Here is a 22,694-nt window from a genome sequence, read left to right as displayed (position 1 = left end):
AGATTAACTGTGAACATAACGCATCGTCGTAAACTGTCGGCGAAGTGCGGAGACCGTTTTAGCAATTTCCTCATCAGGCTTTCTGCCTAACAATGAATCGGCAATATGCTTAGCCACTTCAGGCATGTGCTCCGCAGTGAAACCTGCCCGAACAATCTCTGGTGTACCAAAGCGAAGGCCGTTCATGTCGCCTTCTACTGCTTCAATTGGCAGACCAATTCCGCATGTGAGGATATTCGCTTGGCGCAGTTTCTTCGCCATGGTTTGCCCGCCACTGAAAGGTGCTGCCTGAATTGCGAACTGATGAGATTCAGAGGGAGTTTGACCATTCGGGCCAGTGACTTGAAAAACTGGCAGTCCTTCAGTCTGACAGGCACGAGCCAGAGCTTGATTGACTTCAATCATGGCATTGGAATAATCCGCGCCGAACGACTTCCAATCCAGCAGCGACACCGCGAGTGCGGCAGATTTGGCGGCATCGAAGTTCGCGGTTAAACCCGGGAAGGCGATGGCATCAATACGTTCCATCAGTACGGCATCGTTTGACACGATCAGTCCACCCGGAGGCCCTCCCAAGCTTTTATAGGTGCTCATGGTCATCAAGTGAGCGCCTTCATTCAGAGGGTTTGGCCAGCTTTTACCAGCAATGATCCCGCATTGGTGTGCTGCATCGAACAGCACTTTGGCACCGACTTCATCGGCAATAGCTCGGATGTCTGCAACAGGGTGAGGCAATAGGTTCAGGCTTCCACCAATGGTGATCAATTTAGGTTTGAGGGCGTGTGCTTGCTCTCTCAGCGCATCTAAGTCGACGGTGTAGTGCCCGGCATCGGCCTTCATTTCGACAATATTGAGCCCATATAATCCCGCTGCACCTGCATTGTGGTGAGTGACATGACCACCGATAGAAGCCGGTGGAACGAGAATGGTGTCGCCCGGTTGTGCGGTTGCCATAAAGGCGTAAAGGTTTGCCATTGCGCCAGAGGCGACGCGGATTTCAGCGTATTTGGCATCGAAAACATCACACGCCAACTGCGCAGCAATGATCTCGATTTTCTCGATGGCTTCCAGCCCCATTTCATACTTGTCGCCGGGATAGCCCAGCGAAGGGCGCGTACCAATACCTGTCGCCAACAGCGCTTCCGCTTTGGGGTTCATGATATTGGTGGCAGGGTTGAGGTTGATGCACTCTCTTTCGTGGATGTTCCGGTTCTCATCGGAAAGCGCGTAAATAGCTGCAATGACGCCTGATTCGTTCAAGGTGCCGATATTGGCTACGGTGTCTTGTGCGTAATCATTGATGCTTTCTGCTACCCAAGGCTTCTTATGAAATGTCATTTTTACCGTCCCTTCTCCGTTTCGTGATGTATCTATCTCAACGCGGAAGGTCATTTCGCTCAAATGGATTATTTTTTGTATAAGGCAAAAATAATTTTGGGCTTAACTCATGCGTTCTGTTCGCTTTCCTCAACTTCCTCCTTTAGATGCGCTGGTGGCGTTTGAAGCTGCTGCTGAACATGAAAGCTTTGCCCGAGCGGGAGAAGAGCTGTTCCTGACTGCATCTGCAGTGGCGTATCAGGTCAAAAAACTGGAAAGTCATTTAGCCGTCTCTTTGTTCGCAAGGCACGGGAAAGGGGTTTCACTCACTCCCAAAGGCAAAGAATTTTTAGTGCTGGTTAAACAAGCGCTCAAAGGTTTCGAGGAAAATGTTGAACGGATTCGGCATGGAAAGCTAAGGCCAGTTCGCTTGGCGACACAGCACGCTATTGCTCAGTTCTGGTTGCAAAAGCGTTTGGGAAATTATCAGCATGATTTCCCCGAACATGAATTGGAAATCACTGCTGTGTCGACCGTTTCCGGTCAACCGGAAGAAACAGATCTTGCGCTAGGGTATTTCCTTCATGACCCTGGCCGTCGCTGGCAAAAGCTATGGAGCGAGACTCTGTTACCTGTTAGTGACCCTAATTATGTAGGGAAGGATGACCCCGTTTTTTACCAAGACATGCACTGGCATGATGATTGGCGATTCTGGCAGGACAAGTTCAGTGGCATACAAGCGCGAACGCGTCGCTCCAGTTTATATGCTTTGTTGTTGCAATCTGTCTTGGACGGGCAGGGAGCAATGGTTGGGCGGGTTTCCCTCCTGCAAGATTACTTGGAGCGTGGTGAGCTGGTGCCTTGGCCTGACGATTCAGTGAATCAGGTGGAAAGTGGTGGATATTATCTTTATCGAAGCGCCGCCTGTGATGATCATCCTGTGGCGAATCATTTCTATGATTGGTTGACGGCGCAGTGTGCTTCCCGATAGGGTAAATCGTCACCAAAAGGACGTACGATAAGCTTATGGAACTGATTACCTTTCTGTTGTTTATCCCTGCCTGCTTTGCCTTAAACATGACGCCGGGACCAAACAACTTACTTGCGATGAACAATGCCCGTTGTTATGGCTTTCAACCTGCGCTGGTTGCCAGCTTTGGCCGAATTGCCGCCTTTGCGGTGATGATTGCGCTGACGGCCTCTGGATTAGCGGTTATTCTCTATGCATCTGAAAAAGTCTTCGTTGCGATAAAGCTAGTTGGCGCCATGTATCTGTTCTGGATCGCTTTCCAACTTTGGCGGTCAACGTCGAGCCCGGTAAGCGATGTAGAAGCAGATAGAAAGGTCAAAGCATTGCTTAAACAGGAGTTCGCGCTCGCCGCGGGTAACCCAAAAGCCATCCTTATTTTTACAGCGTTTCTGCCGCAGTTTGTTGACCCATCTGCACCCATAAATCAGCAGTTCTTTATTCTGGGGCTAACTTTCTTGGTGTTGGAAGTTGTCGCTATTTCTATGTATGCGCTTTTCGGCATTTATCTTCGCCAATGGTTTAGTAAGCCCAAAATGGCGCGGTGGTTTAACCGCGGATGTGCCGTCGTACTTGGCGTGTCAGGTGGTAACTTGCTGATGATGAACCGTAACTGATTTTGAGTTTCTTAGGCGCTTGTTTTCTGAAATTGTTCTGGTGGATTACACCTCAGCGTTTGGTGGCGAAGCAGTATTGGTTAACTGCGTCGACTTGATGAAACAGTGGGCGGGTTTGTTGTCTGGATTTGATGCAACGTATCACGACCTTACCAATATAAAAGTTGATCACGATTGCGATGTTGCTACGGTGGCTGCTGATATTACAGCGAGCCATTTCATTGGTGAGGAAGGATTCTGGAAAATCTCAGGTCGCTACGCTTTTGAGTTAGAGCGTTCAAATGATAATTGGACGATTCGCTCACAGACGTTGTTCTGGCGATGAGAAGGTAGTCGAGAAATCTTGGGCTTGGCGATGGAAAATGCTCAGGCAAATTTTATAAAGCGGAACGCGAAAACATTAAATGGATGGAGAGGAAGCCATAAGTAAAACGGCATTGGTGACAGGAGGAAATCGGGGCATTGGGTTAGCTATTGTGCGCGGATTGGCTGAACAAGGAATGACCGTTTTGCTTGGTTGCCGCAATGTCGAAGAAGGGGAGAAGGTAGCGTTGTCGCTTTTGGGCGATATCCATATCGTTGAACTTGATCTCTCTTCGGCACTGGCCCGTCAAACCAGCATTAAAGCCATTGATGAACAGTTTCCAAACATTGATGTACTGGTAAACAACGCTGGCGTTTTATTGGAAGATAGCTTTAAAACTCTGAGCTATGAGACCTTGATGAAATCGATGGAAGTCAATGCCTTGGCTGCTTTTGAATTGACCCAGTTCTTCGCGAATAAAATGGAAGCTCAGGGTTATGGGCGGGTCGTGAATATCTCCTCTGACTGGGGCGCGTTTTCTGATGGTCTGACAGGGCCGGCAGCTTATTCAATGAGTAAAGCGGCATTGAATGGTATTACTCTGGTCGCGTCGCAAAGCTATACCAAAGTCAAAATCAATGCGATGTGTCCTGGTTGGGTTCGAACGGATATGGGAGGCGATAGCGCAACTCGTTCCCCTGACGAAGGTGCTGAAACCGCGATTTGGCTGGCAACGCTGGATGATGCGGCACCGACTGGCAAGTTCTTCCGCGATAAAGCAGTGATTAGCTGGTAACAGTCTTAAATGAGCCACCAATTAGGTGGCTCTTTGTTTGTGCGGATTACTGTTTCTTCGACAAATCTCGATAAGCGGCTGGCACATTCAGCGCAGGGTGAACCCAATCACGCAAAGCGTAACCGGTAAACTCTGGCAGCTGTACTTTCTTCACGGTTTCACCAAGCGACAGGCCATCGTCAATCGCTTGTTGAACCTGAGTTTTTACTGCTTCCAGATAGTCTATGTGCCACTGAATATCTTCAGGTGACATTGGCGAACCATGTCCCGGAACCACTGTTGCATCCTCTGGAAGGAAAGCTTTAACTTTCTTCAGAGAATCCAGCGTTTCCAGCAGGTGGCCATCCAAGAGCCAAGGCAGTGAAGGCTTCACTGTGATAATAGGGTTACCTGTCCACATCGTTTTTGACTCCGGTTCCCATACAAACAGATCGCCACCAGTTTGTGCAAAACCAAAGTCGATGATGTCGACGTTCTTGCCGCCTAAATCCAATTTAATTGTGCCACCTTTACCGACAAGGATATCTGCATCGGTAGGAACGATTTCCTCAATACCCCGGCCTTTGCCAAAGTTCTGCATCATAAACTGTGTGTCTTGCTCGAAGTGGGTATCGATATAGTCCTGTGTCACTTCGTGTTGGATGATTTTGGTGTCCTTCGGCAAGTACATGTTGCCGTAGGAATGATCCCCATGAAAACTGGTATTCACCGCGTAGATAATCGGCTTTTTTGCTTCCTTCGCTACCATGCCCTGAACCTGCTTGTTTAACCGCTCATTCAGCATGGTGTCGATGATCAACACACCCTTGTCACCCACTACGAAACCGCCGCTGGTGGCAACAGGTAGGCCTTTCTTTTCCAACTCTTTGGCATCGGTTGGGTAGTAGGCGTAAACCCCATCATCGAGTTTTTCAGCGACGAGCTGAACCTTGTTGGCATCCCATACTGGCTCATTAGCTTGCGTTGAGAGACTCAAGAGTGAAGTCGCAGCAAGTACTGCTACTGTTGTTTTGGTTATTTTCATCTTGCTTTCCTTTACTTGTCGTCCATTTGTGTTCACTCTAGAAATTCTTGGATAAAGAAAAAACAGCAATTGAAGTAACTCAGTGTTCTCCAAACGAGAACAAGTGGAGAGTCGATGGACAAGTTCACCAATATGGAAACCTTTGTGCGGGTGGTTGAGATTGGCAGCATTAGCGGTGCGGCAGACCGGATGAATATTGCTAAATCGGCAGTCAGTCGTCGTTTAAAAGAGCTGGAAGAACACCTGAATGTTCAACTTTTCCACCGCACAACACGCACTATGCATGCCACGGAAACAGGCACGGAATATTACAAGCATTGCCTGCGCATTCTCGAAGACTTACGTGAAGCAGAGGAAATGACTTCTCAGGCACATTGCGTGCTCAGAGGGCCATTAAAGGTTGCTGTTCCCTCAACATTCGGCGTGCTACATATTGGCCCAGCCATCAACGACTTTCTTCAAGAACATCCGCAAATTGAGTTTGAACTCGACTTCAATGACAGACAGGTTGATTTGATACAGGAAGGCTACGACCTCGCCATCCGTATTGCTGACCTGCCTGACTCCACGTTGCTCGCGAGAAAAATTGCTACAGTTCGACATGTGCTTTGTGCCAGCCCAGAATACCTACAAACACATGGCTCTCCTGAATCCCTTTCCGATCTAAGTCATCATCAAGCGCTGGTCTACAGCCTGAGCAAAGATGCCAGTCATTGGAGGCTAAACACACCGGAAGGAAAGCTGCAAAAAGTGAAGATTAAGCCTGCATTGAAGGGTAGCAGCGGGGAGTTTCTGCTATCCGCGGCAGAAAAAGGGATGGGCATTGCCCACCTGCCAACGTTTGTTGTCCATCAAGCCATCAGGGAAGGGCGTCTAGAAGTGGTGCTTCCCGGCTATGCTTTTGGTGAACTTAACGCCTACGCGATTTACCCACAAACACGGCATTTATCACGCCGAGTCAGAACCTTGATTGATTTCCTGGTCGCCCGATTTGAAGGCACGCCTTATTGGGATAAGTAAGATCTGCAACTCGCTGTAATGCGTAATGAATTAGCCGATAGTAAACCGATGAAGAACGGAAAGGTGGATGGAAGGAAAGCAGATACTGGCGCAATTTGAAGCGGGCTTCAGACAGCATTTTGCTCTGAGCGATGACGAATGGCAGTCTTTTATCGATCAGGGAAAACTCAAGTTTTACAGCAAGGGGAATGTCCTGTTCAGCGCCGGAGATGTTGTCGACAAAGTAGGGTTTGTTTGTGCGGGTACCTTGTGCAATTTCTATCTCACGCCAGACGGCAACCGACGCAACAAGTCTTTTCTCCAACAGGGCGAGGTGTCTGCGTGTTTATCGTCTTTCGCAAAAGGGCTGCCAGCGCGCTTTGGCTGTGAAGTATTAACCGATTCAGTGTGCTTCGAATTGCCTGCGAAGGCGTTAAGAAGTTTAAGTGAGTCAACACCAGGATGGAAAGATGCCTTCCTGCAGATGGTGACGGCATTGGCCTTAAAAAAAGAGGCGAGGGAAGCTGATTTACTGATGCTGTCGCCGACTGAGCTCTATATTCAGTTTGTCGAATCCTGCCCTGCATTATCGCAATCCTTGCCCAACTATCATATCGCTTCCTACCTGGGTATCACTGAAGTCTCACTCTCCCGCATCCGCGCTAAACTCGGCGTCCAAAACGCTTATCAGCGCCAGTAAAAAAGAAGAAATTTGGTGGTTTTAACTCTTGTTAAAGTGTTAGCCGCCTCTTCCCAATAAGCTGACTCCCGAACTATCTAAAAAGGGAGTCAGGATGAAACTACTCAATAAAACCATTGTGCTGACTGGTGGGACGTCCGGCATTGGCCGCCAGTTAGTTGAACAACTCGTCGGCGATAACCAACTGATAGTGCTTGGGCGGGATGCAGAGAAACTCAGCACATTGAAGAAACAATGGCCTTCCATCATCACTTTTCAGGTTGATTTGGCGGATGTGAATCAGGTTCATCTCATCGCCCAATCTATTGCCTCCGCGAAAACCGAAATAGATTTGCTCATCAATAACGCTGCGGCTCAGTTTATGCCGAAATTCACTGATGAGGCGTTCACATTCGACACGGTGAAAAAGGAAGTCGATACCAACTTCACCTCTGTTTGCGCGCTAATTCATGGCCTGTTGCCTGCGCTTCTTGCATCGGAATCGTCTCGCGTTATCAACATTAATTCTGCACTTGGATTAGTTCCAAAGGCATCTTCTGCGGTCTATTGCGCAACGAAAGGCGCACTCAACATTTTCTCCCAGAGTTTGCGCTATCAACTGGAAGGCTCTGTTGTTGGCGTACAACAGGCTTTTTTGCCTCTGGTCGATACCGCAATGACTAAAGGCAGGGGCAAGAACAAAATCTCATCGGATGCAGCTGCTGCTGAAATTATCGCTGGTATCGAAAAAGGCGAGGACGACTTCGACATTGGTGCGACCCGTTTTTTACGGGTGCTGAATGCCTTGGCACCTTTCGCTGCACGCAAATTATTAAAGGCGTCTTAAATGGCCACTAAACACAGTTGGCTGGGATTTATTTGGGGAGTGATTTCAATGACTGCAACGGCGACAGAAAACCGCGTAGACATCGTTGTGAAGGGGATTGATACAACAAAGCCAGGAAATGTACTGGTGATGTTATTTGCTGAAGAGGGCTTTCCTAAGAAGCATGACAAAGCGCTAAGGATCTTAAGTTACACCGCCGACAAAACAGAGCGGAACGTCACCTTCGAAAACGTGCCAGCACAGTTTGCCGTTAAAGTTCTGCACGACGAAGACGAGGACGGGAAAGTCACCAAAAACTGGACGGGTATCTGGCCCAACGAAGGGTTGGGTTTCTCCAACGGTGCGCGAATCACATTCAAAGCGCCAAGTTTTTCCAGTGCACAGCTTGAAGCCACAAGCATCACTTCTCCCCACGAAATCACTATCCGCTATCCGTAAGGAGGATTTATGTCTTCACTTTTCAAACTCATGGGCATCATGGCCCTGTTTTTTGCATCGACCTTTATTGCGGTGAATGCGATGGGCTGGCTAACGGTAGACCAGATTCAGTTGTGGTTCGAGCAAGCACAATCACTGAGTGCACTGACTGTTGCCATTATTGTCGTTTCATTGTTGTTTTTGGATTTGTTCATCGCGGTACCCACGCTTTCCATCATGATTCTCGGCGGCTATTTCGCAGGGGCGTATGTTGGCGCCTTAGCGGCTTTCACGGGTACTTTGCTGGCGGGAATTGCCGGGTATGTCTTGAGTGCGAAGTTTGGAGATAAGTTGGTCAATGTCGTCGTGAAAGATGAGAAACAGCGTGCTGAGTTACGCGGTCACTTCCGTCAGCATGGTGTGTTAATGATTTTACTTTCCCGCGCCATGCCGATTCTGCCAGAAGTCACAGCATGTATGTCAGGTATCAGCCGCATGAAATTCACAACTTTCCTACTGGCTTGGTGCACAGTTAACCTGCCGTATACCTTTATCGCTGCGTATGCGGGTTCCATCAGCAGTCTGGAAAACCCAAAACCGGCCATTCTCACCGCGATTGCACTTTCGGTATTCTTCTGGATTGGATGGGGACTACTCAGACGCTTTTCGTTGAAACGACCTATTCGCGCGGACTAGCCGAGAAAGAGGATTAAAAACAGTGTTTCGATAGTTAGATTTCACAACAATTCGACATTCGAAGCACTATATTTCACAAGAGGAAGCCTTTCTAATTCAAACCAATTTTATACACACGACAGGCAAGTCTTTTGAAATTGAAATTCGCACTGGATAACCGGAAAAACATCTTAGTTGCCGGCGTAGTAATACTTAGCTTCATCGGCATAGGCAGTTTGTTGCCGGAAGAATTAACGCTTCAACGCTGGATTGCAGCCTTTTTTGCTGCCAACGCTTTGGTGGGAATGGCATTGGCTTTTCTGCTTTCGACGCGCATGGAAATTTTGGAATCTATCTTTGGTGGTTTGGACAGGGTTTACAAAGCGCACCGATGGGCGGGTATTTGGTCGGTTTTTTCTATCTTTATGCATTGGTGGTTAGTGCCACAATCTGAAGTCGCTCGTGAAGAAACAAGTCTGATTGAGATTGGCTCCGACACCGGAGAATGGGCAACTTGGCTGCTGCTGGTCTTGGTAGTGATCAGCTTTATGCGCATGCTGCCTTACCACTTATGGAAGTGGAGCCATCGCTTGATGGGATTGGTTTTCTTCATCTCCGTCTTCCACTATCTTTTTGCTGTCAGACCTTTCCAGCTGTTCTCACCAGCGGGAATCGCCATGAACCTGACGGCAGTTATTGGTGTTTGGGCTTGGTACTACTATGCCTTTGGAAAGGACACCAGTAAGCACTACATCGCCAAAGTTGAAAACGTGAAAAAGCAAAATGGTATCGTCAGTTTTGATACCAAGCCTTTGCAGGGCAAGCCGAAGTGGGAAGCCGGGCAATTCGCCTTTGTCTCAGTCCTCCATAACGACAACATCAAAAGCGAGCCGCATCCGTACACCATCGCAAGTAGCGAACATGGCGGTAAGCCAAGCTTCTCGATTGCAGCATTGGGTGACTACACCAAAACGCTTTATGAGCATTTGGAAAACGGCCAGATGATTCGACTGGATATGCCATACGGGCGCTTCCGCTTGGATATGAAAGCGAAAGAGCAAATCTGGATTGGTTCAGGCATCGGCATCACCCCATTTATCGCCTGGCTGCAATCGCTCAACAGCCAAAACAAACAGCACCCATCAGTCACTCTTTATTATTTGGTGAAGAACGAAGAAGCTGCCATATTTGCAAAAGAGCTTGGTGAATTAGTCGAAGGCTTGCCAACGGTCAATCTAAACATTGTCTATTCAGAACAAGGGCGTTTAACGCCAGAAAAAATTGCCGAAGATATTAATGGTGATATCGGTGATGTTTCGCTCTACTTCTGCGGTAACCCTGAAGTCAGAAAGACAATGCAGGAAGGGCTAGAGCAACTCGGCATGCCGAAGAACAACACCCATTATGAGTTGTTTGATTTTCGGGGCGCTTTGTAATTTTCTGAACAATGGGAAATAGAAAGCCGCTGTTAGAAGCGGCTTTCTTCGTTTTTCTGTATTAACTTTCCGAAAAAGCAAAGAGTCGCAGGATGGTTTAGCACTAGATCAACCCCAGTACTTTCAACACCAATGACCCCACACAAACCGTCACGCTGGAAAACAAGGTAGTAAGCCCGATGATATTGGCGCTCAATGTGGTATTGGCTCCGGCGGCTTGTGTCATTGCATAGCTTGCGGCTGCTACTGGTGCGGCGTTCATGAAGAACAGAATCCCAAGTTCCAGCCCTCTGAATCCATAAAGGTAACCAATCAAGGTAAAGGCGAAAGGCGCAACCATGAGCTTGTTAGAAGCTGCAAACCAGGTGGGCTTTTTCTCCTCTCTCATCATGCGGAAATCCAAGCTGCCGCCCGTACACAAGAGCGCGAGTGGAAGTGCGATTCGGGAAAGGTAATTGCCCGTGTCGACAATCACGGGTGGGAGAGTGATATTCAGCAGTGAAACAACAACGCCAAGTGCAATCGCGATGATCAGCGGATTCTTGGCCAGATTGATAAATATGGTTTTCGTGGACTGCAGCTTGGAACCCGCCGAGCGCGGCGACAAGCAGATCACCGCTTGAATGTTATATACGACGGTAATCACCGCGACATAAATTGCCGCGAGTGCCAGTCCTTGACTGCCATAGGCATTTTCAACGTAAGCGATGCCTATGATGGCCGTGTTGGCACGAAAGCTCCCTTGTATCAGCACGCCGTGATCTGGGTTTCCCTTGAAAGCCAGTTTGGTGGACGCGATACAAAACACGAAAAAAATCACCGTCATGACAACGGAAAAAGCCAAAAATTCTGTGGCTTGCGAGAAGTTATGGTCAGCCGTGGCAATACTTAAAAACAACATTGCAGGTAGTGCGACATTGAACACCAGACGTGAGGCAACATCATTAAAGTTAGCGTTCGTCCACTTTAGTCTTTTGAAGATATAGCCAAGGGAAATAATGAAAAAGATCGGCGCGACGAGAGAAAGGGAAAACGCTAATTGCTCCATGATGTTAGCCATTTTTCTTCTTCATCTCGACTGCGAAGGGGTTACTTAAAATCTACGCTATTTATGCGTGAATACTCAATAGCCATGCTATCAAGACTGTGTATCTCATTTGCCTGTCCCACAAATCTATCACTTCTTAACGCTTCTTTAACTTCCTTATTGATTACCTTATACCTTGGTCTTAATTGTCGACAATCCTCTTGATTTAATCCCTTTTCAGTGTCTAAAGTATGTCCATAAGATTAAATTGTAGACAATGTTGAGTGTGTGACCATGTCTTAATTTCCTCCACAAATGCTTATGAAAGTGTTGGAGGAAACCACGACAAAAACCGTCAACACAGCCATTGGACAAGGAACACAATGAGCGAAAACAACGCATTAAGCGCGACGCTGGAAAGCGTGAGTCCCACATCTAAAGAAAACACCAAGTCGGAAAATCTGACAGCCTTGCTGGTCGAGGCCATCGTCTCCGGCGAAATCGCGTCGGGTAGTAAAATCTCTGAACCAGAGCTCGCCCGCCGCTATGAATGCAGCCGTGGGCCGCTGCGCGAAGCCATCATGCGGCTGGAAGGCTTAGGCCTGATTGAACGTATTCCCCATGTGGGGGCGCGTGTCATTACCTTAACGCCAGAGAAACTCGTCGAATTGTATGCTGTGCGTGAAGCGTTGGAAGGCATGGCGGCGCGACTGGCAGCCAGAAACATCAAGCAGGATGAGCTTCAGGGCATTGAAGATTTGCTAACCAAGCACTCCAGACATATCGACGAAGTCGAGGGCGCATCTTACTTCCATCAATACGGCGACTTTGATTTTCACTACAGGGTGATCATGGCGAGCCGCAATCAAAAGCTGATCAATTTGCTGTGTGGCGAGCTGTATCACTTGCTCCGTATGTACCGCTACCAATCACCCAAGACTCAATCCAGACCCAACCATGCGTTAGAAGAGCACAAGTTTATTTTGCACGCGATCCGTAATCGTGACGAGGAGTTAGCTGAGCTGGCAATGCGTCGCCATATCGCGGGCAGCCGAAAGGCAATCGAACAACAAATCTTAAAAGATTAGAAGGACCTGACTATGACACTCTCCCCTGGAGCCAAATTCCGACAAGCCGTTGAGCAGAACAACCCACTGCAAATTGTCGGCACCATCAATCCTTACTGCGCCATGATGGCACAACGTCTCGGCCATCAAGCCATTTACCTCTCTGGTGGTGGTATCGCCAACGCAAGTTACGGTCTGCCTGATCTTGGCATCACCACGCTGAATGATGTGATGGTCGATGTCGAACGCATCACTAACGCCTGTGATTTACCGCTGCTGGTGGATATCGATACCGGATTCGGCGGCGCATTCAATATCGCCCGAACGATTAAAGCGATGGAGAAAGCAGGCGCAGCAGCGGTGCACATGGAAGATCAGGTCGCACAAAAACGCTGTGGTCATCGTCCAAACAAAGCGATTGTTAGTCAGCAGGAAATGGTCGACCGCGTGAAAGCCGCCGTCGATGCCCGTACTGATGATCAGTTCGTCATCATGGCACGCACCGATGCATTGGCCGTGGAAGGCATGGACAGCGCCATCGAACGCGCGATTGCTTGTATCGAAGCGGGTGCTGACATGATTTTCCCGGAAGCGATGAACAAGCTGGAACAATACCAGCAATTCTCAAGCGCGCTTCGCAGTGCGATTGGCAAACCTGTGCCCATCCTCGCCAACATCACTGAGTTCGGTCAAACCCCATTGTATGCCTGTGAAGAATTGGCCGCAGTGGACGTCGACATGGTGCTTTACCCGCTGAGTGCGTTCAGGGCCATGAACAAAGCGGCGGAAAACGTCTATCGCCACCTGCTCGAAGAGGGCAACCAAGAGGCCTTGGTCGATTCAATGCAAACCCGCGCCGAGCTCTACGACTACCTCAACTATCACGACTACGAAAACAAACTGGACGATCTGTTCGCACAAGACAAATCGTGATGATTAAAAAGAACACCCGTTAACAAGCGCTTGCTGAGACTCACGCTTGAATACAAAAACTAAATCCAATACGTGAAGCCGTTCGTCAATAACGCCCCGACAGAGGGCAACCGCGAACTGAAAAGGAGTTCAACATGCCAAACAAAGAGCTAAGTGGAGCAGGGCTACGTGGTCAAAGTGCAGGGTCAACAGCGCTGTGTACTGTTGGAAAATCAGGCACAGGGCTGACTTACCGTGGCTATGACATTACCGATCTGGCGAACAACGCGCAGTTTGAAGAAGTCGCGCATCTGTTATTGCGTGGTCATCTGCCCAATCAAAAAGAACTCGACGATTACAAAACGCGTCTGGTGAGTCTGCGCGGTTTGCCGCCAGAGCTGAAACAGGCTTTGGAACTCATTCCCGCTTCAGCGCACCCCATGGATGTGATGCGCACTGGCTGTTCGGTTCTGGGTAATCTAGAGCAAGAGCAGGATTTCTCTGAACAGTTGAACGCCACTGAGCGCATGCTGGCACTGTTCCCCGCCATCATTTGTTACTGGTATCGCTTCAGCCACGACGGTGTGCGTATTGATACCGAAGACACCAGTGAAGATTGCACGGGCGGTTACTTCCTGAAAATGCTGACGGACAAAGCACCGAGCAACCTGCACAAGCAAGTGATGCATTGTTCGCTGATCCTCTACGCAGAGCACGAGTTCAATGCCTCCACCTTTGCGGCGCGTGTGTGTGCGTCAACGCTGTCCGACCTACACTCCTGTATTACGGCGGCCATCGGCACCTTGCGTGGTCCTTTGCATGGCGGGGCAAACGAGGCGGCCATGGAGATGATTGAAAACTGGCAAACGCCCGATGAAGCTGAGCAGAACATCCTGCGCATGCTGGAAAATAAAGACAAAATCATGGGCTTCGGTCATGCGATTTACCGTGAAAGTGACCCGCGCAATGCGGTGATCAAACGCTGGTCGGAAGAACTTTCTGAAGCGGTCGGCGATACCCACCTTTATGCCGTATCAGAACGTGTTGAAGCCGTCATGAAGCGCGAGAAAGGCTTGTTCTGTAATGCGGATTTCTTCCATGCCTCTGCTTATCACTTTATGGATATTCCCACCAAGTTATTTACGCCGATTTTTGTGATGAGCCGTTTAACAGGCTGGGCGGCACACGTATTTGAGCAGCGTGAAAACAACCGCATTATCCGTCCAAGCGCCGATTACACCGGGCCAGAATCCCGAGATTGGTTGCCGATTGAGCAGCGCTAACAGGCGGAAATAGGGAACAGACGATGACGCAAAACAATACCCAATACCGAAGGCCGCTCGCGCAAACCGGACTCGACTATTTCGACGTTCGAGCAGCGGTTAATGACATCAAGCCGAACGCTTACGACACCTTGCCGTACACCTCGCGAGTGCTGGCTGAGCAACTTGTACGCCGCTGTAATCCGGCGGATTTACAAGCCTGCCTGACCCAAATTGTGGAAGGCAAAAAGGAATTGGATTTTCCTTGGTATCCCGCGCGCGTTGTGTGTCACGACATTCTTGGTCAAACCGCATTAGTGGACTTAGCAGGTCTTCGCGACGCCATTGCAGACCAAGGCGGCGACCCTTCACGCGTTAATCCCGTGGTGGAAACCCAGTTGATCGTCGACCATTCACTGGCGGTGGAACATGCGGGCTTTGAACCCGATGCCTTTGAAAAGAACCGCGCAATCGAAGAGCGTCGCAATGAAGACCGCTTCCACTTTATTGAATGGTGTAAAACCGCTTTTAAAAACGTCAGCGTAATCCCTGCGGGCAACGGCATCATGCACCAAATCAATTTGGAAAAGATGTCGCCGGTTATCCAGAGCCAACAAGGCGTCGCTTTCCCCGATACCTGTGTCGGCACTGATAGCCATACCCCACATGTTGATGCATTGGGCGTGATAGCCATTGGCGTCGGCGGCCTTGAAGCCGAAACTGTGATGCTTGGTCGACCTTCCATGATGCGACTGCCGGACATCGTTGGTGTGAAATTGGTGGGTCAACGTCAGGAAGGCATTACTGCCACAGACATCGTGCTGGCACTCACCGAGTTTCTTCGTAACGAGCGCGTGGTGTCGAGCTACTTGGAATTCTATGGCGAAGGCGCACATGCACTGACCATTGGTGATAGGGCGACCATCTCCAACATGACGCCGGAATACGGTGCGACCGCCGCGATGTTCTATATCGATGAGCAGACTATCAACTACCTCAAGCTGACAGGCCGCGAAGCAGAGCAAGTCGCCTTGGTGGAAACCTACGCCAAAACCGTTGGCTTGTGGGCGGACGATCTTGAAAGTGCCCAATATGAGCGTGTGCTGGAGTTCGACCTGTCCAGTGTGACTCGTAACATGGCAGGCCCTTCAAACCCGCATCGCCGTTTGCCGACCAGTGAACTTGCTGAGCGCGGTATTGCGTCAGCACGGGTGTCAGCAGATTCAGAAGGGAGCATGCCGGATGGCGCTGTCATCATCGCTGCTATCACTTCCTGCACCAATACCAGTAACCCGCGCAACGTAGTTGCCGCTGGTCTCGTAGCGAAAAAAGCGAATGAGCTTGGGTTGGTTCGACAGCCTTGGGTGAAAACCTCCTTCGCGCCAGGTTCCAAAGTCGCGAAGCTGTATCTGGAAGAGGCGGGGCTGCTGTCTGAGCTGGAACAACTGGGCTTCGGCATTGTTGCTTATGCCTGTACCACCTGCAACGGTATGAGCGGCGCTTTGGATCCGGTTATCGAACAGGAAATTATCGAGCGCGACTTGTACGCGACAGCGGTGCTTTCCGGTAACCGAAATTTCGATGGCAGAATCCATCCGCACGCCAAACAAGCTTTTTTAGCGTCACCGCCACTCGTTGTCGCTTACGCCATTGCTGGCACCATGCGCTTTGATATCGAACGCGATGCGCTGGGTACGGATGCAAATGGCAAGCCGATTTACCTGAACGACTTGTGGCCGACCGATGCAGAAATTGATGAGGTGGTGGGCAAGTCCGTCAAGCCAGAACAATTCCAGCGTATTTACGTTGAAATGTTCCAGCAAGATGAAAGCGTAAACCTGAGCGAGCCGCTATACGACTGGCGTCCGATGAGTACCTACATTCGCAGGCCGCCATATTGGGAGGGCGCATTGGCAGGTGAACGAACGTTGAAAGGAATGCGGCCGTTGGCGGTGTTGGGTGACAACATCACCACAGATCATCTGTCACCATCGAACGCCATTTTGCCATCGAGCGCAGCGGGCGAATACCTGGCGAAAATGGGCTTGGAGCCTGTCGATTTTAATTCTTACGCCACGCACCGAGGCGATCACCTGACTGCGCAACGTGCGACGTTTGCCAACCCGAAACTGCTCAATGAAATGGTCAAGGAAAACGGCGAAGTGGTGCAGGGCTCGCTGGCGCGTGTCGAGCCGGAAGGTAACGTCACCCGCATGTGGGAAGCAATTGAAACCTACATGGAGCGCAAGCAGCCGCTCATCATCATCGCTGGCGCAGATTACGGGCAGGGCTCTTCACGTGACTGGGCGGCGAAAGGTGTTCGTCTGGCGGGTGTTGAAGCCATTGCCGCAGAAGGCTTTGAGCGCATTCACCGCACCAATCTGGTCGGCATGGGCGTGTTGCCTTTGCAGTTCAAGGCAGGCGTTAATCGCAACACCTTGGGGATTGATGGTACAGAGCTTTATGACGTGATGGGGGAGATCAAACCCGGCGCGGATTTGGCTTTGGTTATCACCCGAACTAATGGTGAAAAGCTTGAAGTTTCAGTGACCTGCCGTCTTGATACCGAAGATGAAGTAAAGGTCTATCAAGCAGGCGGCGTACTTCAACGCTTCGCGCAAGATTTCCTGGCGCAATAGGTGGTGAGCATGAGTAAGAATTTAAAAATTCCCGCCACCTACATGCGAGGTGGCACCAGCAAGGGCGTCTTCTTCAGGCTGGCAGATTTGCCGGTTGAAGCGCAATCGCCAGGTGCGGTGCGAGATGCCATTTTGATGCGGGTGATTGGCAGCCCTGATCCCTACAGCAAACAGATTGACGGCATGGGCGGCGCGACGTCCAGCACCAGCAAAACCGTGATTATGTCTAAAAGTACTCGCGACGACCACGATGTTGATTACCTGTTTGGTCAGGTCGCGATTGATAAACCCTTCGTCGATTGGAGTGGCAACTGCGGCAACCTTTCTGCAGCGGTCGGGCCATTCGCGGTGCACGCTGGATTGATTGCCAAAGAACGCATGGTCGATAACGGTGTTATCTCGGTGCGTATCTGGCAATCCAACATCGGCAAAACCTTGGTGGTTGACGTGCCAATGCGCGATGGTGAAGTGGAAGAGTCTGGCGATTTCGAACTCGATGGCGTGACCTTTCCCGCCGCCGAAGTGCCAGTGGAGTTTCTTTACCCTGCGGGTGCGCCGGGTTCGTTGTTTCCGACGGGCAACCTAATTGACACGCTGGAAGTGCCGGAAATCGGCTCGTTCCGCGCTTCATTTATCAATGCAGGCATCCCGACCATTTTCCTTGATGCATCTGAGCTTGGCTATGAAGGCACAGAGCTCCAAGACGACATCAATAATGATGCAGAAGCACTGGAGCGGTTTGAAAAAATCCGCGCTTATGGCGCCATTCAAATGGGTTTAAACCAAACCGTGGAAGATGCCCAAACCCGTCAGCACACACCGAAGATTGCGTTCGTTTCCCCGCCCGAAAGCTACCTGAGCTCTAGCGGGAAAAGGGTGGAAGAGTCCGAAATCGATGTGCTGGTTCGAGCCTTGTCGATGGGCAAATTGCACCACGCCATGATGGGAACAGCAGCCGTGGCCATCGCCGCAGCAGCCTGTGTGCCGGGCACTATCGTCAACTTAGCGGCTGGCGGTGGAGAAAGGGAAAACGTGGTGTTTGGTCACCCCTCCGGCACTTTGAAAGTCGGTGCGAAGGCACATCTCAAGCCCGAAGGCTGGTGGGTTGAAAAGGCAATCATGAGCCGTAGTGCCCGCATTTTGATGGAGGGACGCGTTCATGTGCCTTCCAGCGTTCTAGAAGCGAACGAGCACGGCGAAAGCTAACGTGCTCAGAAAGACATTTTGGAGGAATCAATATGTCTGGCTATCAACAGGAATACTTGAAAGCACAAACCGAGCCAGAAGCCTTCTGGCGTGATCAAGCAGAACAATTGGACTGGTTCGAAAAGCCGAAAACCATCCTGGCCAACGACGAAAATGGCATTGAGCGTTGGTTTCCAGATGGTGTGATGAACACAGCCTGGCTGGCCTTGGATTACCATTGCGAAAACGGGCGTGGCGATAAAACCGCGCTGATCTACGACTCTCCAGTCACTGCGAAAAGACAAGCCTATAGCTACTTTGAACTGCGTGACCAAGTGGCAAAAATCGCAGGTATGCTCGCCGGAATGGGGGTTGAGAAAGGCGACCGCGTAGTGATATACATGCCGATGGTGCCGGAAGCCGCGATGGCAATGTTGGCCTGCGCAAGATTAGGCGTGATTCACTCTGTGGTGTTTGGTGGATTTGCACCTAACGAACTGGCGGTTCGCATTGAAGATGCCGAGCCAAAAGTGCTGATGACGGCCTCATGCGGCATCGAAGTCAGCAAAGTGATTCCGTATAAACCACTGGTTGATAAAGCCATCATGGATAGCCGCTGGAAGCCTGAAAAAGTGGTGGTGCTGCAACGTCCAGAGAGTGCTGCAACATTAGACCAAGAACGCGATGTGGATTGGCAAACCGCCTATGAAGCGGCGCAGCCCCATGATTGTGTGCCTGTGCTCGCCACCGATCCGCTTTATATCCTTTATACCTCAGGTACCACGGGCAAACCCAAAGGCGTAGTGCGTGATAACGGCGGTCACGCTGTCGCCATGAAATACTCCATGAAAGCTGTGTACGACATGCCGCAAGATGGCGTGTTCTGGGCTGCTTCTGATGTCGGCTGGGTAGTGGGGCATTCCTATATTGTGTATGCGCCGCTTATCCATGGCTGCACCACTATCTTGTTCGAAGGTAAGCCGGTTCGAACACCAGACCCAGGTGCCTTTTGGCGGGTATGCCAAGACTATGGGGTGAATGTTCTTTTCTCCGCACCGACGGCTTTCCGCGCCATCAAGAAAGAAGATCCGGAAGGAAACTACGTCAATGAGTACGATTTAAGCTCGCTGAAATCCATCTTTATGGCTGGCGAAAGGCTCGACCCTCCGACCTATGATTGGGTCGTCGAAAAAACTGGAAAACCTGTGATTGACCATTGGTGGCAAACAGAGACGGGTTGGGCGATTGCCTGTGACCCAATGGGTATTGAGGTGATGCCAGTGAAAGCAGGTTCATCGACCAAGCCAACACCGGGATATCAAGTCGAAGTACTCGATGCATTGGGTAATAGCCTCAAAGCTAACCAGCAAGGTTATGTGGCTCTAAAACGTCCGTTGCCGCCGAGCTGTTTGCCGACGGTATGGCGCAATCACGACCGCTTCGAGACGGGCTACCTCAGCCAATTCCCCGGCTACTATGTGTCTGGTGATGGCGGTTACTTAGATGAAGAAGGCTATCTCTTTATCATGGGGCGTATCGATGACGTGATAAACGTGGCCGGGCATCGTCTCTCAACCGGAGAAATGGAAGAGATTGTCGGTGCACATCCCGCCGTGGCTGAATGTGCGGTCATCGGTATTCACGACGAGCTAAAAGGGCAGCTTCCCGTCGGCTTTGTGGTGCTGAAAGACGGCGTCGACATAGCTTCAGACCAATTGGCTGGAGAGCTTGTCGCCAAAGTACGGGAAGAAATCGGCGCAGTGGCTTGCTTCAAGTTGGCCTTGGTTGTCGACAGATTGCCAAAAACACGTTCCGGTAAAATTTTGCGCAGAACCATGCGCCAAATCGCCGATGGCGAGCAATATGTGGTGCCTTCAACGATTGATGACCCATCCAGCCTGAATGAGATTGAAAGGGTGTTGCAGCGGTAGGAATGGTTGGTTATTTGGAACAGGGAAGGGAGCCAGTTGGCTCCCTTTTGGCTCATGGTCATCATCACTCAAGTGTTTCAAAGTGGAACTTGTAATCACTGACACCGTCTATCCGAACGCCTTTCTCTCTTAACTCAAGGTACTGCTTCATTTTAATGGTTCTGAAGTCCATTGCCTTCAGCGCAAGGATGATCCGCAGTTCATCCATCGAATGTGATTTTGCCTCAGAGCTGCACGTACCGCAGACAACATGGGTCTTAGGCTTAAAGCCAATCTGATTAAGCCAGTGCAAGTCCTTGGATTCTTTACGCGTACCGCAGAAGTAGCATTGATTCTCTTGTTTCAATGCCGCCTGTTCCCTTAATTCCTTCGGACTTGGTGAATTGGCTGATGGGGAATTTTTAGCCTTCTTATTACCACCGAACTGAGGAAACTGAACGACATTAGACATTGGGTTGGCCTTGTTAATTGGGGTATACAGCTAGTATTTTGCCAGAAAATGCTCATAATCTCGCGACAAAACACGGGAAGAAAAATGACCATGACTGATTTTCAATATTACTTTCACCAACTGCCTTGTTTTAACTGCAAAAACACCACAGTAAGTACTGATCTTGGTTGGTTAACCGCTGCGATGAAAGACGATGTTGTCGCCCAAATCGCAGCGATTGTTGCGCAAGGCAAGGTTGAACCTGATCTTTCAGTGAACGTGACTTGCACAAAAGAAGAAGCGCGCGATTACCTGCTGTTGAACTTCTTCGGCTATTCAGAAGAAGAACTCGCGAATCAAGTTAAAGCGGAAGATAAGCAAGAAGTTCAGGATGAAATCGCAGAGCTTCTTGCTGACGGCAGTGATAAAGCCGTGTTTGAACATGAAGTCGCACTGCAAAGCTGTACTGACTGCGACATTGACTAAGCGCGAACCCCGGCGTTAAGCCAAATGTGATTGCTGGGCTTATGAAGCTCTAAAGAAAAAGGCGCTATCAAACGAGGGTTTGATAGCGCCTTTTTGTTTTTGCGGTGATTAAATCGTTGGCGAGGCTCAATCACATTCGTCGAGTGATACTGGACCTTGCAGCTCTTTCAGGATCATCTTTTGAATATCGATGCCCATGCTCATGACGATCAGGCTCCAGTTCAGGAACGGTAATGAGCCATTATCAATGCCGCGCGCAAAGTTATTGGCATTCCAGTTAAACACTTCTGACAGCTTTTCGGTGGTCAGCGCTTCGTAATTGTCGTTATCAATCAAATTGCTGAACTGCTCACTGGTGGGGCACACAAACTTGTCATTAGGCCTGAAAGCCGTCGGTTTAAAATAAGAAAGCACTCTTCTTACGTTAACCTCAATCACTTCACCGGCACTTTGGATATTCGGCTTGCCGGCGAGCGCGCACAAGAAGCACCAGCACGGGTAAGGGATGGTTGAAACATTGTCAGGTTCGTTCTTATAACGCGCCGTCCATGCATTAATATTCTTTTGCTGGATGCCTGTTACGCTAACCAATTGATTGGAATCGTAGCCGCTGTCTTTTAATAGGTTGATCACTTCGGCCACTTCTGACACCAAAGGCTTGGCCCATCTACTGTATGGAGTAAGTGTTGCTTCTCTGACCATAATTAAATCTTTTATAAACAAACATTTAGTTTGCTTCTATTAAACATTACCCGAGATCATACGTGTTCAGACTGATAAGTCTACTTTTATCGGGAATAGGGATGGAAGCTGTTGAGATTGCCATGGCCTGTGATCCTCCCTTCATACGAAGTTCTCTTTTCACCAATAATGCGCTTCAGTACACGGCTCAATGTCTGTAAGTATGATTAAAATATTTGCTAATATAGTCAGATACTTAAAAAGTAATATTAATTGTTTAAGAACCACCTTTTCTCGTTCATCAACTGCGTGCAGGGAGAAAAGTCGATTGGTCAAATTAATGCCAAACGGCATAGCTCTCTTTGGGATTGATGAGACGACTAAGTGCGGTAATTCCTTATGATCAGGGCATGTCATTTGTCATATTTTCTTAGGCTATGGATTCTATTTGAAAAAAACAAGTAAGTACTGTGTATCGGTATTGTTGAGTTTGGTCAGCGTTTGTACCGTAGCTGAAAGTAAAATGGATAGTTTCGAGACGTTTCTAGAGCAACAGGTGTTGCTTGCATCTCTGAGGGAGGTTGGCTATTCAGCGGGAGAAACTTGGACGAAATTGCTGCAAGTTCATCGAGGCGAAGTGAAGCTGCGCAGACCTGAGGCTGAATCTCTGATGGCGGCGTTGATAGATCTCGATATGTGTTTGAACAAGCTTTACGCAAAACACCCAGAAGAACCAGATGTGAAATCTGCTTATTTCATTACGTTAGATGACTCAGTGTTATATGTAAAAGCTATCAACGGTTTGGGTAGGCTAATTGGTGATGATGACGCAGCCGTTCAAAAACTCGTTTCCAATGTTGTCTGCGGGCAATATTTGCACCTAGAGTCGTTGAAAGAATAACAATAGCGTGACTGTAGCCATTTACTGATGGTGCA

General features: G+C 49.5%; 22 protein-coding genes and 1 pseudogene. 18 read left to right on the top strand and 5 right to left on the bottom strand.

The window, feature by feature from the left end:
* Positions 1-3 precede the first annotated feature (3 nt).
* Positions 4-1,338 (bottom strand): serine hydroxymethyltransferase, encoded by a 1,335-nt coding sequence (gene glyA, locus GCE9029_RS06655; protein WP_062661962.1) that lies wholly within the window; start codon positions 1,336-1,338, stop codon positions 4-6.
* 109 nt (positions 1,339-1,447) lie between these two features.
* Here glyA and GCE9029_RS06650 point away from each other — a divergent pair, with 109 nt between their 5' ends.
* The 4 genes and pseudogenes from GCE9029_RS06650 (at position 1,448) to GCE9029_RS06635 (ending at position 4,061) form a co-directional block, all read left to right on the top strand.
* Positions 1,448-2,308 (top strand): LysR family transcriptional regulator, encoded by an 861-nt coding sequence (locus tag GCE9029_RS06650; protein ID WP_062661960.1) that lies wholly within the window; start codon positions 1,448-1,450, stop codon positions 2,306-2,308.
* Between the two features lie 35 nt (positions 2,309-2,343).
* Positions 2,344-2,961, top strand: a complete 618-nt coding sequence (locus tag GCE9029_RS06645) for a LysE family translocator (protein ID WP_062661958.1) — start codon at positions 2,344-2,346, stop codon at positions 2,959-2,961.
* 13 nt (positions 2,962-2,974) lie between these two features.
* Positions 2,975-3,286, top strand: a pseudogene (locus GCE9029_RS06640) (nuclear transport factor 2 family protein); the annotation flags it as partial.
* Positions 3,287-3,365: 79 nt separating this feature from the next.
* A complete protein-coding gene (locus tag GCE9029_RS06635; RefSeq protein ID WP_062661954.1) occupies positions 3,366-4,061 on the top strand; it encodes an SDR family NAD(P)-dependent oxidoreductase in 696 nt (231 codons plus the stop codon).
* Between the two features lie 46 nt (positions 4,062-4,107).
* Here the strand turns inward: GCE9029_RS06635 and GCE9029_RS06630 are convergent, their stop codons facing one another.
* A complete protein-coding gene (locus tag GCE9029_RS06630) occupies positions 4,108-5,085 on the bottom strand; it encodes an MBL fold metallo-hydrolase (protein ID WP_062661952.1) in 978 nt (325 codons plus the stop codon).
* Positions 5,086-5,199: 114 nt separating this feature from the next.
* Here GCE9029_RS06630 and GCE9029_RS06625 point away from each other — a divergent pair, with 114 nt between their 5' ends.
* The 6 genes from GCE9029_RS06625 (at position 5,200) to GCE9029_RS06600 (ending at position 10,138) form a co-directional block, all read left to right on the top strand.
* Entirely contained in the window at positions 5,200-6,105 is a 906-nt protein-coding gene (locus GCE9029_RS06625) for a LysR family transcriptional regulator (RefSeq protein WP_062661950.1), read from the top strand.
* A gap of 67 nt (positions 6,106-6,172) precedes the next feature.
* On the top strand, positions 6,173-6,784 hold the full coding sequence (locus GCE9029_RS06620) for a Crp/Fnr family transcriptional regulator (protein ID WP_062661949.1): 612 nt from the start codon (positions 6,173-6,175) through the stop codon (positions 6,782-6,784).
* A gap of 94 nt (positions 6,785-6,878) precedes the next feature.
* Positions 6,879-7,610, top strand: a complete 732-nt coding sequence (locus GCE9029_RS06615; RefSeq protein WP_062661947.1) for an SDR family oxidoreductase — start codon at positions 6,879-6,881, stop codon at positions 7,608-7,610.
* Positions 7,611-8,048 carry a DUF2141 domain-containing protein gene (locus GCE9029_RS06610; RefSeq protein WP_062661945.1) on the top strand — a complete coding sequence of 146 codons (438 nt, stop codon included), beginning with the start codon at positions 7,611-7,613 and terminating at the stop codon, positions 8,046-8,048.
* A gap of 9 nt (positions 8,049-8,057) precedes the next feature.
* Complete coding sequence (locus GCE9029_RS06605; protein WP_062661942.1) at positions 8,058-8,723, top strand: TVP38/TMEM64 family protein; 666 nt, start codon at positions 8,058-8,060, stop codon at positions 8,721-8,723.
* Positions 8,724-8,854: 131 nt separating this feature from the next.
* The gene (locus tag GCE9029_RS06600; RefSeq protein ID WP_082804292.1) at positions 8,855-10,138 is read left to right on the top strand and encodes a ferredoxin reductase family protein; all 1,284 of its coding nucleotides are present in this window, start codon (positions 8,855-8,857) and stop codon (positions 10,136-10,138) included.
* Between the two features lie 103 nt (positions 10,139-10,241).
* Here the strand turns inward: GCE9029_RS06600 and GCE9029_RS06595 are convergent, their stop codons facing one another.
* Positions 10,242-11,198 (bottom strand): AEC family transporter, encoded by a 957-nt coding sequence (locus tag GCE9029_RS06595; protein ID WP_062661940.1) that lies wholly within the window; start codon positions 11,196-11,198, stop codon positions 10,242-10,244.
* A 350-nt stretch (positions 11,199-11,548) separates the two neighbouring features.
* On the opposite strand from GCE9029_RS06595, the gene GCE9029_RS06590 reads away from it, so the two are divergent.
* From GCE9029_RS06590 to GCE9029_RS06565, 6 genes are all read left to right on the top strand, one after another.
* Positions 11,549-12,253, top strand: a complete 705-nt coding sequence (locus GCE9029_RS06590) for a GntR family transcriptional regulator (RefSeq protein ID WP_062661938.1) — start codon at positions 11,549-11,551, stop codon at positions 12,251-12,253.
* Between the two features lie 12 nt (positions 12,254-12,265).
* A complete protein-coding gene (prpB, locus tag GCE9029_RS06585; RefSeq protein ID WP_062661936.1) occupies positions 12,266-13,165 on the top strand; it encodes a methylisocitrate lyase in 900 nt (299 codons plus the stop codon).
* 134 nt (positions 13,166-13,299) lie between these two features.
* Positions 13,300-14,427 carry a bifunctional 2-methylcitrate synthase/citrate synthase gene (gene prpC, locus GCE9029_RS06580; protein ID WP_062661935.1) on the top strand — a complete coding sequence of 376 codons (1,128 nt, stop codon included), beginning with the start codon at positions 13,300-13,302 and terminating at the stop codon, positions 14,425-14,427.
* A 23-nt stretch (positions 14,428-14,450) separates the two neighbouring features.
* Positions 14,451-17,045 (top strand): Fe/S-dependent 2-methylisocitrate dehydratase AcnD, encoded by a 2,595-nt coding sequence (acnD, locus tag GCE9029_RS06575; protein WP_062661933.1) that lies wholly within the window; start codon positions 14,451-14,453, stop codon positions 17,043-17,045.
* 9 nt (positions 17,046-17,054) lie between these two features.
* The gene (prpF, locus tag GCE9029_RS06570) at positions 17,055-18,251 is read left to right on the top strand and encodes a 2-methylaconitate cis-trans isomerase PrpF (RefSeq protein WP_062661931.1); all 1,197 of its coding nucleotides are present in this window, start codon (positions 17,055-17,057) and stop codon (positions 18,249-18,251) included.
* Positions 18,252-18,283: 32 nt separating this feature from the next.
* Entirely contained in the window at positions 18,284-20,161 is a 1,878-nt protein-coding gene (locus GCE9029_RS06565; protein ID WP_062661929.1) for a propionyl-CoA synthetase, read from the top strand.
* Positions 20,162-20,225: 64 nt separating this feature from the next.
* Here the strand turns inward: GCE9029_RS06565 and GCE9029_RS06560 are convergent, their stop codons facing one another.
* Positions 20,226-20,612 (bottom strand): hypothetical protein, encoded by a 387-nt coding sequence (locus GCE9029_RS06560; protein ID WP_062661927.1) that lies wholly within the window; start codon positions 20,610-20,612, stop codon positions 20,226-20,228.
* 90 nt (positions 20,613-20,702) lie between these two features.
* On the opposite strand from GCE9029_RS06560, the gene GCE9029_RS06555 reads away from it, so the two are divergent.
* Complete coding sequence (locus GCE9029_RS06555; protein ID WP_062663147.1) at positions 20,703-21,077, top strand: hypothetical protein; 375 nt, start codon at positions 20,703-20,705, stop codon at positions 21,075-21,077.
* Between the two features lie 126 nt (positions 21,078-21,203).
* Here GCE9029_RS06555 and GCE9029_RS06550 read toward each other — a convergent pair whose 3' ends face one another.
* Positions 21,204-21,779: a hypothetical protein gene (locus GCE9029_RS06550; protein WP_062661925.1), complete on the bottom strand. Its 576-nt coding sequence runs from the start codon at positions 21,777-21,779 to the stop codon at positions 21,204-21,206.
* Positions 21,780-22,206: 427 nt separating this feature from the next.
* Here GCE9029_RS06550 and GCE9029_RS06545 point away from each other — a divergent pair, with 427 nt between their 5' ends.
* Positions 22,207-22,659, top strand: coding sequence for a hypothetical protein (locus GCE9029_RS06545; RefSeq protein ID WP_062661923.1), 453 nt, complete (start codon positions 22,207-22,209; stop codon positions 22,657-22,659).
* The last annotated feature ends 35 nt before the right edge of the window (positions 22,660-22,694 follow it).

This window comes from Grimontia celer, from assembly GCF_900055185.1.
GTDB lineage: Bacteria > Pseudomonadota > Gammaproteobacteria > Enterobacterales > Vibrionaceae > Enterovibrio > Enterovibrio celer.
The sequence above is the reverse complement of the archived record's forward strand: the minus strand, read 5'-3'. Positions and strand labels throughout refer to the sequence as shown.